The organism is Cytobacillus sp. FSL R7-0680 (assembly GCF_038009245.1).
In the GTDB taxonomy this organism is placed as follows: Bacteria; Bacillota; Bacilli; order Bacillales; family Cytobacillaceae; genus Cytobacillus; species Cytobacillus kochii.
Genome location: NZ_JBBPAO010000001.1, coordinates 385,477 through 399,951, shown reverse-complemented (window position 1 = coordinate 399,951; position 14,475 = coordinate 385,477). Strand labels below are relative to the sequence as shown.

The window sequence follows — 14,475 nt, the reverse complement described above, 5'->3', positions numbered from 1 at the left end:
TTTTGCGCGCTTTACAACAAAATGAAGGTATTGTTTTATATGGTGTATGCTAGGTTCTCCTTCTGGTACTGAAGTAAATATATTTAGTTTTTTTACAGCTGTTATTATCTCCACAAAAAAACCTTTAACAACTAATGAACAAATAGTGGTTAAAGGGTTTTTTAAACAGTTAGTTTCCTTGGAAATTCGGCTTTCTTTTCTCTGCGAAGGCTTGTAATGCTTCCACTCTGTCTTTTGTTGGTAGTAACACTTCATAAGCTTTTCTTTCAATATGTAATCCTGTATGTAAGTCAGTATTCATTCCTTGTTTAACAGCAAACTTTGCTTGTTTAAGTGCGATTGGGCCATTATTAAGCATTTTACTCGCAAATTGTATGACTGTATCTAACAATATATCTTCATTACATACCTCATTTACGATACCGTATTGCTGTGCTTCTATGGCTGATAACCTCTTCGCTGTTAGTATTAATTCCATCGCTTTTGTTTCACCAATTAAGCGAGGAAGCCTCTGCGTCCCTCCTGCTCCAGGAATAATAGCTAGACCTGTTTCAGTTAAGCCTACCTTAGCTACATCCGCCGCAAATCTAAAATCACAACATAGAGCAAGCTCTAAACCGCCACCAAACGCAAAACCATTAATAGCTGCAATCGTCGGCTGAGGCAACTCTGCAATCATATTAAAAACGTCCCCCATTTTATATAGGTTTCGCCTTACTTCCTCATCGGTAAGATTTCTTCTTTCTTTTAGGTCTGCACCAACACTAAATGCACGATTGCCAGTCCCAGTTAAAATAACTACTCTCACCTCTGGGTTTGCTCGAACATTTTCTACTTGCTGTTGTAACTCAATTAACGTTTCATAATTAAATGCGTTTAACGCATCAGGACGATTTAATTTTATTGTAGCAATATAATCGTTGATATCTAATTGAATTTGTTCCATACTCTAGCTCCTTTTCTTTTTTAAAAAATATTCATAACAATATTCGCCACTAAATCATGAAAACCCTTTCAAATATAAAACAAAGCCATTCACCTTAAAAAATTACATAGGAAAAACTAGCCTTCCCTATGAAGAAAAGCTAGTTACCTTCTTTATAAACCTTTAATATAGTTATCTACGATTTTGTTAAAAACATCAGTTTCCTCTAGAAAAGGGCAATGACAACTTTCCTCAAATATATGCAGCTTTGCATTCGGTAAAGCATTTAAAAGATGCTTGCCTGCCGCTACTGGTATCAACTTTTCTTCCTTACCAAAGCATAGAAGTGTGGGAATGTCGTAATCGGGTAGAGAGCTACGATAATCAACGACTGATTGATCAAACAGAATGGCACTTGCAACGGAAGCAGGTAATCTTGTCGTTTCTTCAAGCATCCAATCTAGCTCGCTTAGACTTAATTCTTTTTTAAACATTAGTGGAATGAAACCTTTTAAAAAGGCTTTTTGGTCTCTTTGCACTTCTCTCATAAAACTAGTTAAAGTCTCCATATCAAAGGCGCCTATTGAGAAATCAGGCCATTTAAAATCGGAGGCAAGTTCATCTACGATTACTGTCGATTTAATATGTTTATCACCAAATAACTTTAAGTACTCCCATATGACAAATGCCCCCATCGACCAGCCAACAAGGGTCACATTCTCTAGTTTTAAATTTGTGATAAATTGTCTAATATCTTCGGCATACTGTGCAATGGTATGGCCATGATGGATTTTTTCTGATTGACCATGTCCTCGTAAATCTGGTATTAACACACGATAATCAGTCTTAAAGTATTCTATCTGCTTTTCAAAGAATCGACCACTCATCCATACACCATGAATAAAAATGACTGGTTCACCATTACCTACATCTTCAAAATAAATACTTGTACCGTCACTTAATTTCATTATTGTCACATCATCAACCTCCATTTTAAAAAATTCAATAATAATATATTCTATGCCTCAATCTATAAAAGTAGTGGCAAAACAATAGCTAAAATTTATCTTCTCTTATTTATTATACAACTCTAAATTTTATAAAAATATTGTATCTCAAAGTTTTTTCAAACAATTAAAGGAGCCGAACAAACAGGAGTTGTTCGGCAAAAAATATATTTTCAGTTATTTTAGTTGTAACTCCTTTATAGACAATAAAGAATGCAGACGATTTAATTCTTTATCTAATCTTTCCTTTACATGATTTTCGACAATAAAACGATGTTCTTCTGTTCTTTCAATCTCTTTATCTAAAACATATACACCCTGAAGGACTGTTTCTGCTCCTAAACTGGATATAACTGGTTTCAATGCATAATCAATCATAAGTAAATGTCCGAATGAGCCCCCTATCACAAGCGGTAATACAGATTTATCAACGAAGCCTTTTTGAGGTAATAAATCCAAATAAGCTTTTAGTACACCTGTATAAGAGGCTTTAAATACTGGTGTTAATATAATTACAGCATCTGATTTTTCTACTTTTTCATTCGCTGCGATAATTGCTGGGCTATCAAATTTTGCATGAATTAAATCTTCAGCAGGTAGCTCCCTTACTGTAATTTGCTCATATGGCACGCCCTTTTTGTTTAAAAAAGCAATCGCTTCTTGCTCTAATCCGTTTAAACGGGAATTGTTTGATGTGCTTCCCGATATGATTACAACATTTGTCATCTTCAGACGCCTCCTATTTTGTAACTGTCAACTTACTAAATTTTTTACCATAATGATGCTCTGGCAAATGGTCATACCCAAATAAATTCTTTCTTAAAGTACCTTCTTCATACTCTCTTCTTACGAGCCCCCTATCTTGTAGGATTGGAATGACATGCTCAACGAACTCTTCGAATGTACCTGGAGTGACGGCATATGCAACGTTAAACCCGTCAACTCCTGTCTCTTCTTTCCATCCTTCTAATTGATCAGCAACAGAGTGTGCTGTACCAACAGCCACTTGACCCATCCCGCCAACACCAACAAATTTGGCAATGTCATCGACCGTCCAACTCTTTGTAGAATCTATATTCGTAAATGTTTCAACGATTGACTGAATGGCGTCATTTTTAACGTACTCGATTGGTTGATTTGCTTTATACTCTGAGAAGTCGATACCACTCCACCCCCCAAATAACGCTAATGATCCTTCATAACTAGCATGGTTTTGATAGTCCTCATACTTAACTCTAGCATCTTCCTCTGTTTCACCGATAATAGGCGTGACGAGAGAGAGAATCTTTACTTCACTGGGGTCTCTCCCCTCCGCTCTTACTGCTTCCCTAATTTTATCGACTATTACTTTACCGGCTTCTTTTGTGGGCACACTTATAAAGACCAACTCTGCATGTTTAGCAGCAAACTTTCTCCCTCTTGTAGATGCACCCGCTTGAAAAATAACCGGTGTCCTTTGCGGAGAAGGTTCACATAGATGTGCACCTGGCACCTTAAAATATTTCCCTTCATGGTTAATATCGTGAACTTTACTTGGATCTGTATAGAGCCCTTTTTCCTTGTCTAAAACCACTGCGTCGTCTTCCCAGCTTTGTTCCCACAGTTTATATGTGACATCTAAATATTCATCAGCTATCTCATAACGTTCATCATGGCTGATTTGTTGATCTAGTCCTATATTTAGTGCGGCACTATTTAAATAAGATGTGACAATATTCCAACCTATTCTTCCTTTTGTTAAATGATCGAGAGTGGACATCCTCCTTGCAAATACATATGGATGTTCAAAACTAGTTGAAACCGTTAGACCAAACCCTAAATGTTTTGTTACTTGCGCCATTATAGGAACAACGAAAGCAGGATCATTAACTGGCACTTGTACCCCTTGTTTAACCGCTGCTTCTCTAGAATTTTGATAAACATCATATGTACCAAGCACATCTGCCAGGAAAATGGCATCAAAACGTCCCTTTTCAAGTACTTGAGCCAAATGTGTCCAATATGATATGTCTTTATAAGTGGAAGATTGATCATCCTTATGTGTCCATAGTCCTGGTGATTGATGCCCAGCGCAGTTCATATCAAAAGCATTGAGGTACATTCTTTTCGCGGTCATTTTTAATTCTCCTTTAGTGATCATATTTTATAAAAAACTCATCAAGTGCTTTACTTAAACCACCTTTTCCAAATTTGATTCTCGTTTTATTGTTTCGATTTTCAATTTGATTCGAGGCAAAATCCAAAAACGCGATGACGAACAGTCTCCTAACAATTATTGAATGCAACCCTTTGTCATAAAGCGATTGTTCAACCGTATGGAAGATTCCTTTATTAATATTAAAAGATTGACAACACCATCTAATAAAGTGAAAGTCAGGTAGATTCAAGTACATGCAGCCTGATAGGTTTTTAGCTACATTGGGTGCTTGATTACTAATTGTTGACTGCATGTAACTCACTCCTTTTCATTTGCTCCATTCCATCATTTTTTATTTTGTTGTTTCTTTTTCAGAGCAAATCGTTTCTTCTCGGTAATGTCAATTTGGGTAATATCCCCTTCGTGTACAGTAATGGTGACACAACCATATTCGAGTTCCTTTAATGTTGTGAGAATGGTATGAATTTTATCTTGATCAATGTGTTTTTCCATAAAATTCTCCTTTATGGGACTTATTTTAGTCTTTTTACAAGCTCCTCTATTTCTGTAAGTGTTAACTGTTCTAATTCATGTCGCTTGAACTTTATTTCATCTATAGTAAGCATAAGGTTGATTAAGGTTTGTTTTCTCTTTGCTATCGCTTTTTGTAAAAACTTAGCCAACCTCTTTCCCCCCCCACTCGGTGTTCTTTTTTTCTTCATTCATCGTATCTAGAAATTCTGTTGTATCCTGAATAATTTTGGTCTGATCATAATCCATGGATGCTACATGGTATGAGTTGTAAAGGACTCGAAGCCATTTATGATCTGTTTGAATTTCGATAAAAATACGATCTGTATTCTCTGGAGGTACAACATGATCATGGATAGACTTAAAGCATAATATTGGGCAATGAATTTGAGATAAACTTTTTCCTGCGTCACTCATTACCTTTTGTAAAGAGTGAACTGCTTTTACCGGAATATTATCGTAAGTAATTTCATGTATAGTCGGATTTTTGATATCTGGGCTACCTTCGTCAATATAGTGTTTCTCATCGTAATATCTTAAATACTCGTAATCTGGTAATGTCAGTGCAGTATTAATTAGGATCAGTCCATCTAGCTCTCCATATTTCTTAGCTAACAACAGCGCTAATGCACCGCCCATAGATTGACCTAAACAATAGACTTGTTTGCACTTCTCCTTTAATTGCTTATAAGCTGTAACAACATCATTGAACCAATCATCATAACCATATAACTCTAAATCTCTGCTTTTTGTTCCATGTCCCGTGAGCCTTGGGGCATGAACAGTAAAACCCCTATTTGCAAGTTCCGCACCCAAGTCCTCAATGCTCTGCGGTGTTCCAACAAAGCCATGAATGAGGAGAATACCAATGTCCCCACCTTCATAATAAAAAGAATCTGCACCTGGTATAACTGTTGATTCTACTCTTTTCATTTTTTCGTCCTCCTTTATATTGCAACATTTTGGTGGACAATGGTTGACTACCATTGCCGATTTTTCCCGTTGATGTAAATCTAGCTGCACTACTGCCTTTGGAGGTCCAATCAGCTACTTTAATTCCAACTTAACAAATAGGTTTAATCAGTTTAAAAACAGCATTTGTATAGAGGAGATCATCCCTTGGTGATTAAATCATGCAAAATAAAAAACCTCTTCTGACAAGAAGAGGTTAAAGTTCCGTTCTTTATCTCTCCTTATCTTTCAAGCAACAGCTTGCTGGAATTGGCACAGTGCAATAAATTGCCTGTTGCCGAGGCTTCAAAGGGCCAGTCCCTCCACCTCTCTGGATAAGAAAAATCATATTAAATTTTATATCATTTACTCTATAATATTTATCAATATTTGTCAATTATTTTTTAAAAATTAAGATGATTTACTCATTCGCCCATCCATTCTGGCTTATGAAAACCTTTAAAGTTTTCTTCAATTACTTTTGCAAATTCCTCCGACTCTATGGCTTCAATGATATCCTTTGCCATTTGGGCGTCCTTATCTTCTTTACGAACAACAATCCTATTTTGGATTTCCTCAGGAATTTGATCCCGATAAATTGCTGTTGTTAAATCTAATCCTGCAGCAACCGCAAAGTTACCATTAACAGCAGCAAGATCAACTGATTCAAGAGACCTTGGCAGTTGGGCTGCATCTACTTCATGGAATTTCAAATTTTTCGGGTTAGATAATACATCATTTACTGTTGCATTGACTGGGTTTATATCATCTTTCAATTCTATTAAACCAGCATCACGCGCAACTGTTAATCCTCTCGCTAAGTTTGTAGGATCATTAGCAATGGCCATCGTGCTGCCATCTTTCACTTCTTCAAGGGAGTTGAATTTTTCTGAATAAATACCAATTGGAGCTGTAGGAACAGAAATAATATCTACTAGATCCATCCCTTTTTCAGTGTTAAAATTCTCTAAGTACACTTTATGTTGAAATAAATTACCATCCAAATCTCCACTATCTAAAGCAATATTCGGTTGAACATAATCATTAAATTCCTTTACTTCTACTTTGTACCCTTTTTCCTCAAGTAGTGGTGCTACACCTTGCTCAAGCATATCACTATAAGGAACTGTCGCCCCTAAGACCATCTCTTTCTTTTCTTCGCCGGATGAACCTGATGTCCCACATGCACTTAAAACAGTGCAACAAGTCAGTACAAAAAATAATAACCAAACTTTTCTCATACCCTTCACCTCTTATTTTAATTATTTATCTTTTCACCTTTACGATATTTACTTCCTGGATGACCACTCGGTAAAAGGGGCGAGCCATGAGTAAAAAGCTTTTCTCTTAACGTACCCTTTTTGTATTCCTTTTTATATAAACCACGTTCTTGTAGAATCGGAATAACAAGCTCAATAAAATCTTCCAAATCTGCTGGCGTTACTAAATGATTTAAATTAAAACCATCGACACCAGAGGCTTCAAACTGATATTGAATTTGGTCTGCTACTTCTGATGGATTGCCGACAATTATATTGTCTCTATCTAATCCTTCTAGTTTTGAAATCGCTTCTTTAATCGATAGTTTTTTCTTCGCATCTTTCGTTAATGAAGCAGCTTTATAATGCCCATGCTCTGTAGCTTTAAATTCAAATGGGTTATCTAACTCATCCTTTGTAAATTCCGCAACATTATAACCGCTTGCGCCCCCAAACTGTGCTTTCGCTGCATCTGCACTCCATAATTGGTTGTATTCAGCAAATTTCTCTTCCGCTTCTTCAGTTGTCTTACCTACGATGACTGTTAGGAAAGTGAATATTTTAATATCTTCCGGATTCCTGCCATATTCTTCCGCTTGTTTTCGAATATCCTCTGTATAATGTCTTACTCTTTCAGGTGTTGGCCCACCTACAAATACACATTCTGCATGTTTTGCTGCAAAAGCACGTCCTTTAGGAGAAGTCCCTGCTTGATATAAAACAGGTGTTCTTTGTTGTGACGGTTCTGTTAAATGCGGTCCTTCGACATCAAAATATTCTCCTTTATGGTGAATTTCATGGATTTTCTTACGGTCGATTAATACCCCTTGTTCTGTATCTTCTATCACTGCTCCATCTTCCCAGCTTGATTCCCACAGTTTATAAACGACATCCATATATTCATCGGCAATTTCATAACGCTTATCGTGTTTGATCATATCTTTGAAACCAAAATTTCTTGCTGCATTAGGAAGATAAGAAGTAACGATATTCCATGCCACTCTTCCTTTTGTCAAATGATCTAATGTGGAAAACCGTCTTGCCTGCCCAAAAGGTGGCTCATATGTTGTACTCACCGTTAATGCAAATGACAGATGCTCTGTCACTGCTGCCATAGCAGGGATGACAAACGCCCCATCATTAACAGGAAACTGTAATCCATCGTTAATTGAAGGTTCTTTACTTTCTTTATACGTATCATAAACACCTAATACATCCGCAAAAAAGACAGCATCGAATTTTCCCTTCTCGAGTGTTTTGGCTAATTCCATCCAATAATTAATATCTTTATAGGCACGATGTCGTTTGGAATCTTTATGCTTCCATAGCCCATGAGAATTGTGCATTGCACTTGTCATTTCAAATGCATTCAATATCATTTGTTTTTTATAACTCATACTGCCATTACCTCCTCTAATACTTCTACAAAAGAAGCATAATAATGTATTTATCAATTGTGCTAAGAATGTTTATCGCTTTTGGTGGTCCAATCAGCCATAAAAAAACCTCTTCCAAAAAGGAAGAGGTAACGTACGCTCATAAATATTTCATTCTCTTCCTATCTTTCAAGCTAAATGCTAGCTTGCTGGAATTGGCACAGTACTTGCAATGCTAAGTCTGTTGCCGAGGCTTCGTAGGGCCAGTCCCTCCACCTCTCTAGATAGTGGTTATTTAATTGATATAGTTACTCTAAAATATTTAGAATCTTTTGTCAACATGTTTTTTAACTTATGCTTCCTGATTTTCTAGTACCTTTTTCTTAAGAGCACGTCGCAGTATCTTTCCTGTTGTATTCTTCGGCAATTCTTCTAAAAATTCTATAGAGGAAGGAATTTTGTATTTGGCTAACTTTTCTTTACAATAAGTCAATATATGTGCCTCTGTTAAATTTTCAGTTTTAGGTACAATATAGGCTAAAACTTTTTCTCCTGTATTCTGATCAGGTACACCTAAAACAGCCGCTTCTACAATGTCAGGATGGTCATAAAAAACCTCTTCTACTTCCCTTGGATACACATTATAGCCACCAACAATTATCATATCTTTCTTACGGTCAACAATGTAGAAGTATCCTTCTTCGTCCCTCTTAGCTAAGTCACCTGTATATAACCAATTTTCCTTTAAACAGGCAGATGTTTCTTCAGGCATTTTGTAATATCCTTTCATAACGTTAGGGCCTTTCACAACAAGCTCCCCTACTTCACCTACAGCGACCTCTTCTCCTAATTCATTAACTACTCTATTTTCAACATGAATAATAGATGTGCCAATCGACCCCGGTTTCCGTGGACGATCTAGTGGGTTAAAGCATGTGACCGGAGAAGCTTCTGATAAGCCATAGCCTTCAGAAATAACCACATTGAATTTCTTCTCAAAATTTTCTAACAATGCAACAGGAAGTGAAGCACCTCCAGAAATACATAATCTCATAGATTGGAAGACACCAGGGTTGCCTTCAGGATATTGATAAAGAAAATTATACATTGTAGGCACGCCGGCAAAAACAGTTGGCTTGTATTTTTCCGCTAAACGGAAAATTTCTTTCGGACTAAATTTAGGGTCTATTAAGATTGTTGCTCCACTTATCAGAGGTGCATTCAGAGCAACAGTTAAGCAAAACACGTGAAACATAGGTAAGGTTGTAATCACCGTATCACGTTCATTAATCTGCAAATAGTCCGCGACATCACTCGCATTACTATACAGGTTACGATGAGTTAACATGGCTCCTTTAGGTTTGCCTGTTGTTCCTGATGTATAGAGTATAATCGCGACATCATCGGGTGTAACATCTGCATCAACAAATGTTACATCTCCATTGGAAACAAGCTCTGAAAACGATTTCAATTTAGGAAATACCGACTTATCTCCCAGAGCTGGAAGTCCACTTGTTTGACCGGTTTCGCAGACAATATAATGCTTAATATCTGTTAATAAATGATGCATTTTTTCTGCTAATGGTAATAATTGCTCAAGCATAATCACCGCTTTTACATCACCATCTCTTAAAATATAGCCAATTTCTTCAGGCGTATAGATAGGGTTTATCGGTATGACCTTTGCTCCTAGCTTTAACGCACCATATAAACTAATAACAAAATGCGGCGAATTACCAAGTAGCAAGGCAATATGATCACCTTCTTTAATACCTAATGACGAAAGTCCTGATGCAAACCTTGTTACTTGTTCATCGAGCTTTGCGTATGTACATGCTTGATCCATAAAATAATACGCATTTTTTTCCCCATTTTCTAAGGCAATCTTGTGAAGCTGACTTGTTAAATTCAAGTTTCTCCCTCTTTTCTGAATGAATAGTCATTCATTTTTATAATATAAATTTTCTAAATTTATTATATTAAAAGAAATTTCAGGATTCAAGTAGTCTACGGATATCTACTCTATTTTTTTCTTTATAATAAAATAAAAAGCATAAAAGTTCTTCATCCTAAACGGTGAAAATACTTTCATGCCTTAGTAAAAACAGACTGATACAGCTCTAATAAACTAAATTTACAAAGTCTTCTATAGTGATATTACCGAAATAATGTTTTATATTTACACCAGCTAGCGCCTTTTCAATTTCGCTTTTTTCGTAGCGGATGCCTTCTAACTTTTCTTCAATATCGGTTACATCTCCGACACCAAAGAAATCACCGTAAATTTTACATTCAGTAATTTGTCCTTTTGTTACATTCAGTCTAATGTCAATAGAACCCACTGGGAATCTTTTAGAATGCTCATAATCAAATTTTGGTGACTTGCCATAGTTCCACTCCCAATTTTGATATCTTTGTTCTGAGATTTTGTGAATTTCTTCCCAGTCTTTTTCTGTTAGGCGATATTCACTTACTTCACTACCTTCAAAAATATGATGTAAAATTAGCTGTCTAAATTCTTCGATAGAAATTTTTTCAGTTAAAAATTCAGAGATGTTTGCTACCCGGCTACGAATAGATTTGATTCCTTTTGATTCAATCTTATCTTTTCTCACTTTAAGTGCAGAGACAACATTTTCAATTTCTGAATCGAGCATTAATGTTCCATGGCTAAACATTCTCCCTTTTGTAGAGAACTGTGCATTTCCAGAAATCTTTCTCCCATCTACTGTCAAATCATTTCTACCGCTTAATTCTGCATTTACACCTAACTTTTTTAGAGCAGTAATTACTGGTTCAGTGAATTTTAAGAAATTATGAAAGCTTTCGCCATCATCCTTTGTGATGAAACTAAAGTTTAAATTACCAAGATCATGGTATACAGCACCGCCACCAGATAAACGGCGCACCACATGCAGTCCATTTTTTTCAACGTATTCTGTATTGATTTCTTCAATCGTATTTTGGTTTTTACCAATTATGATAGATGGTTTATTTATGTAGAACAATAGATATGATTCATTAATATCTAAATTCTTCAACGCATATTCTTCAATAGCTAAATTAATGCGAGGATCTGTAATTCCTTGATTATCTATAAATTTCATGGTACCACTCCTTTAAATTTCAAAAGTCATGCCAAATGCGGCTAGACTAATCGGTCCTTTGTACTCTGTTAAAGCTTCATCCTTTAACGATTCTATATTACCATAATGGGGCAAATGGGTTAATAGAAGATGCTTCACTTTAGCTATTTGTGCTAACCGACCAGCATCATAGCTATTCATATGTCCCGCATTTTTACCTTCTTGATGTCCATAAAAATTACACTCACATAGAAGTATATCTGCTTCATGAGCAAACCCTTCTAACTCTTCTTTATATGAGGTATCACCTGTATATACAATTACTTTATTATCTACTTTTATGCGCATCGCAAAGCATAATACAGGGTGGTTAGTCCGTTGAAAAGTAATTGTAAAGGGGCCAACTGTTAATGGTAGGCTCTCTTTAATAGGTACACCTTCTGAGATATTTTTATAATTTAATTTTTGGAATTCATATTCATTTTCATCATGCCCATAAATCGGTAAAATACTTGTTTTTTTTCCTAAGTACCCTTGAATTAAACGAGCATGTTGAAGTACACCTATATCAGCATGATGATCTGGGTGGTAGTGGGAAAGTATGACTGCGTCTAACTCCTCTGGTTGTTTAATCTCTTGCATTTTGGATATAACAGCACTTCCACAGTCAATTAATAATGTAAAATCATCATGCTCTAATAAGTACCCCGCAGTTGCTTCTCCCACTTTTGGATAACCTCCACATGCACCTATAACCGTTAACTTCATTGCATTTCCCTCCTTTTGATTCATCTCTAACTATACTAAATAATGCCCATTTTTTCATTTTTTCTAATTTGTATTGAAACAGTTGTTGACTATATTAAACTGTTATAATACAATGTAAATATCAAAACAATTCAATTAACGATTAGGAGGCTTCAACCATGGTTCAAAACATTTTAGATTTCTTTAGGAATCTCCCACAAAAGCAATGTACTGAATGCGGGAAGTCCATCGAAGAGCAACATGAATGTTACGGTAATAAGTGTGACCATTGTTTAGGTGTCTCAGATTTATAGAATGCTAGTTTCCATCCCTTAATATATAACCATTGGAAGAAGAAGGCCTGCTCCCCTTAGCAAGTCTTCTTTTTGTTTTACTCCAACAAGCCTTCTAGTATGAATGACTTTTGAATCCAGGTGTAAAAAGAATAAATACTGTTACAGGAAACCTCAGCTTGGCATTTCTTTCTGGTTTTTGATCTGAGTGAGACGCAAATCACCTTTGCTCAGCTCTCATTTCCAATTTCCGATTTTGACTGACTTGGAAACTCTATTTGCTCGGCTTCATTTCTGTTATTCAAACAGAATGACTTATTTAAGTCCGGACTCTCTTACCCCGCTGAGTGAAGATTGGTTTTGCTGGAGTGAGCTAATTCATACAATATTTTAGCGCTGCTTAGATTTACCTTTTAAATAAGCACAGTGAAATAACTGTTATCTAAAATCACTTTATTAGAAACAAAAAAACCAGCCCACACTTGATGTGCGAGCTGATTTGATGATGATTCCATCCTACATTCATGATTTTATAAGCCCTTTAAACACATACCTTTCCATAAGCTCAGCGATTTCACTTTTCGAAAGTGGGGCATGCTGTCTTTCCCAATCAAAAATGAGTGATATGTATAACTTTAACATAATAAAGGCAGTCAATTCAGGGTCGCACGGCTCGATTTCTCCTTTATCAATACCTAATGTTTTTACCTTTTCTCCTATATAAGAAATGATTTCTCTTTCCATTTTGTTCGTCATCTCTATAACTGCAGTGGTCCCCATTTCTTTTCCCTCTTGGAACAGCTTAATTGTTAATTGATGCTCTAGTCTATATTCCAAAATGCGATATAGAGCTAAATGTAAATTTTCTTGTAAAGATAAATCTGGTGACAAAACCTGCTCTGCCTCTATTTTCATTTCTCTAATAAGTGCCGTAATAATTTCATCAAATAATTCTTCTTTATTTTTAAAAAAAGTGTATATAGTCCCTTTTCCTACATTAGCAATTTTGGCTACTTGCTCCATTGTTGTAGCTTTATAGCCAAAAAGAGAAAATGATTTTGTGGCAGCTTGAATAATTAATTGTTTACGGTCAACGGCCATTTACTTCTCCCCTCTCTATGACCAAACTGTTCATATTGTCAAAAAATCCTTAAAAAAGAAACCGCTTCTTTATGAAAATAAAAAAAGCGGTTGCAATCAACTCATTACTTATTTTTCATTCTGTCTAAGACAACTGTTGCTAAAGAATCAATAAACGCTGGATGACTATTTGGCATTTCTGGACGATAGTAGGCAGCTCCTATTTCATCTGTAACCACCTTACATTCATAGTCATTATCATATAAGACTTCTAAATGATCAGCGACAAAACCGACTGGTGCATAAATAAATGCTTTATAGCCTTTTTTTGCATGTAAATCTCTTGTTAAATCCTGCACATCAGGCCCTAACCATGGGTCAGGTGTATTTCCTTCGCTTTGCCAACCGACAGCAAATTCACGAACGCCAGCTTCTTTAGCAATTAACTCAGCTGTTTCTTGTAGTTGATCAGGATATGGATCACCATATTCTTTAATTTTTTCTGGTAAGCTATGTGCAGAGACAATTAATATATATTGATCTCTTTCTTCACTTGACATTTTAGCGATTTGCTTCTTCACACCATCTGCCCAAAATTGAATAAATTTCGGTTCCTTATACCAACTATCAACTGAGTAAATAGTTGGACCACCAAGCGTCTGAGCTTTATCTTCTGCTCGTCCATTATAAGATTTGATGCTAAAAGTAGAATAATGTGGTGCAAGAACAAGACTGACAGCTTTAGTAATCCCATCATTATGCATTTGTTGAACTGCATCTTCAACGAATGGTTCTATATGCTTTAAACCGATATAAGCTTTAAACTCATATTGATCTTGAATCTGATTTAAATGTTCTTGAAGTGATAGCGCTTGATTCTCAGTTATTTTTGCTAATGGCGATATTCCTCCAATCGCTTTATAGCGACTCTTTAAATCTTCTAACATCTCTTCCGATGGAGTTCTACCATGTCTAATATGTGTGTAGTAACGTTCAATATCTTCTTCTTTATAAGGTGTTCCATAAGCCATTACTAACAAACCAATTTTTTCTTTATTCATTCTTACACCTCTTTAAAAATGA

16 protein-coding genes and 2 riboswitches are annotated in these 14,475 nt (G+C 35.9%); of the genes, 1 reads left to right on the top strand and 15 read right to left on the bottom strand.

Going from position 1 to position 14,475, the window contains the following annotated elements; genetic code table 11:
* Positions 1 to 169 precede the first annotated feature (169 nt).
* The 13 genes from MKY26_RS02020 to MKY26_RS01960 all read right to left on the bottom strand — a co-directional run bounded on the left by MKY26_RS02020 (position 170) and on the right by MKY26_RS01960 (position 12,040).
* Positions 170 to 946, bottom strand: a complete 777-nt coding sequence (locus MKY26_RS02020; protein ID WP_307318708.1) for an enoyl-CoA hydratase-related protein — start codon at positions 944 to 946, stop codon at positions 170 to 172.
* A 152-nt stretch (positions 947 to 1,098) separates the two neighbouring features.
* Positions 1,099 to 1,902: an alpha/beta fold hydrolase gene (locus tag MKY26_RS02015; protein ID WP_180316986.1), complete on the bottom strand. Its 804-nt coding sequence runs from the start codon at positions 1,900 to 1,902 to the stop codon at positions 1,099 to 1,101.
* A gap of 207 nt (positions 1,903 to 2,109) precedes the next feature.
* Positions 2,110 to 2,658, bottom strand: a complete 549-nt coding sequence (ssuE, locus tag MKY26_RS02010; protein ID WP_095369889.1) for an NADPH-dependent FMN reductase — start codon at positions 2,656 to 2,658, stop codon at positions 2,110 to 2,112.
* A gap of 13 nt (positions 2,659 to 2,671) precedes the next feature.
* Complete coding sequence (locus MKY26_RS02005) at positions 2,672 to 4,048, bottom strand: LLM class flavin-dependent oxidoreductase (protein ID WP_307318715.1); 1,377 nt, start codon at positions 4,046 to 4,048, stop codon at positions 2,672 to 2,674.
* 13 nt (positions 4,049 to 4,061) lie between these two features.
* Entirely contained in the window at positions 4,062 to 4,382 is a 321-nt protein-coding gene (locus MKY26_RS02000) for a hypothetical protein (protein ID WP_095369891.1), read from the bottom strand.
* Between the two features lie 32 nt (positions 4,383 to 4,414).
* Complete coding sequence (locus MKY26_RS01995; RefSeq protein ID WP_095369892.1) at positions 4,415 to 4,582, bottom strand: YezD family protein; 168 nt, start codon at positions 4,580 to 4,582, stop codon at positions 4,415 to 4,417.
* 20 nt (positions 4,583 to 4,602) lie between these two features.
* Entirely contained in the window at positions 4,603 to 4,752 is a 150-nt protein-coding gene (locus MKY26_RS01990) for a hypothetical protein (RefSeq protein ID WP_157733748.1), read from the bottom strand.
* Complete coding sequence (locus tag MKY26_RS01985; protein WP_095369893.1) at positions 4,745 to 5,533, bottom strand: alpha/beta hydrolase; 789 nt, start codon at positions 5,531 to 5,533, stop codon at positions 4,745 to 4,747. The genes MKY26_RS01990 and MKY26_RS01985 overlap by 8 nt, the downstream gene beginning before the upstream one ends.
* Before the next feature lie 257 nt (positions 5,534 to 5,790).
* Positions 5,791 to 5,893: riboswitch (SAM riboswitch) on the bottom strand.
* An 83-nt stretch (positions 5,894 to 5,976) separates the two neighbouring features.
* Positions 5,977 to 6,792: a MetQ/NlpA family ABC transporter substrate-binding protein gene (locus MKY26_RS01980; protein WP_095369894.1), complete on the bottom strand. Its 816-nt coding sequence runs from the start codon at positions 6,790 to 6,792 to the stop codon at positions 5,977 to 5,979.
* Positions 6,793 to 6,809: 17 nt separating this feature from the next.
* The gene (locus MKY26_RS01975; RefSeq protein WP_095369895.1) at positions 6,810 to 8,207 is read right to left on the bottom strand and encodes an LLM class flavin-dependent oxidoreductase; all 1,398 of its coding nucleotides are present in this window, start codon (positions 8,205 to 8,207) and stop codon (positions 6,810 to 6,812) included.
* Positions 8,208 to 8,365: 158 nt separating this feature from the next.
* Positions 8,366 to 8,477, bottom strand: a riboswitch (SAM riboswitch).
* A 61-nt stretch (positions 8,478 to 8,538) separates the two neighbouring features.
* Positions 8,539 to 10,098: a fatty acid--CoA ligase family protein gene (locus MKY26_RS01970; RefSeq protein ID WP_341091922.1), complete on the bottom strand. Its 1,560-nt coding sequence runs from the start codon at positions 10,096 to 10,098 to the stop codon at positions 8,539 to 8,541.
* A 208-nt stretch (positions 10,099 to 10,306) separates the two neighbouring features.
* A complete protein-coding gene (locus MKY26_RS01965) occupies positions 10,307 to 11,293 on the bottom strand; it encodes a lipoate--protein ligase (protein WP_095369897.1) in 987 nt (328 codons plus the stop codon).
* 12 nt (positions 11,294 to 11,305) lie between these two features.
* Positions 11,306 to 12,040 carry an MBL fold metallo-hydrolase gene (locus tag MKY26_RS01960; protein WP_307318727.1) on the bottom strand — a complete coding sequence of 245 codons (735 nt, stop codon included), beginning with the start codon at positions 12,038 to 12,040 and terminating at the stop codon, positions 11,306 to 11,308.
* Positions 12,041 to 12,198: 158 nt separating this feature from the next.
* Here MKY26_RS01960 and yhfH point away from each other — a divergent pair, with 158 nt between their 5' ends.
* The gene (gene yhfH, locus MKY26_RS01955) at positions 12,199 to 12,333 is read left to right on the top strand and encodes a protein YhfH (protein ID WP_095369898.1); all 135 of its coding nucleotides are present in this window, start codon (positions 12,199 to 12,201) and stop codon (positions 12,331 to 12,333) included.
* A 501-nt stretch (positions 12,334 to 12,834) separates the two neighbouring features.
* Here yhfH and MKY26_RS01950 read toward each other — a convergent pair.
* Together MKY26_RS01950 and hemH are read right to left on the bottom strand one after the other, a co-directional pair.
* A complete protein-coding gene (locus MKY26_RS01950) occupies positions 12,835 to 13,413 on the bottom strand; it encodes a TetR/AcrR family transcriptional regulator (RefSeq protein ID WP_095369899.1) in 579 nt (192 codons plus the stop codon).
* A gap of 104 nt (positions 13,414 to 13,517) precedes the next feature.
* Positions 13,518 to 14,453: a ferrochelatase gene (gene hemH / locus MKY26_RS01945; protein WP_095369900.1), complete on the bottom strand. Its 936-nt coding sequence runs from the start codon at positions 14,451 to 14,453 to the stop codon at positions 13,518 to 13,520.
* Positions 14,454 to 14,475 lie beyond the last annotated feature (22 nt).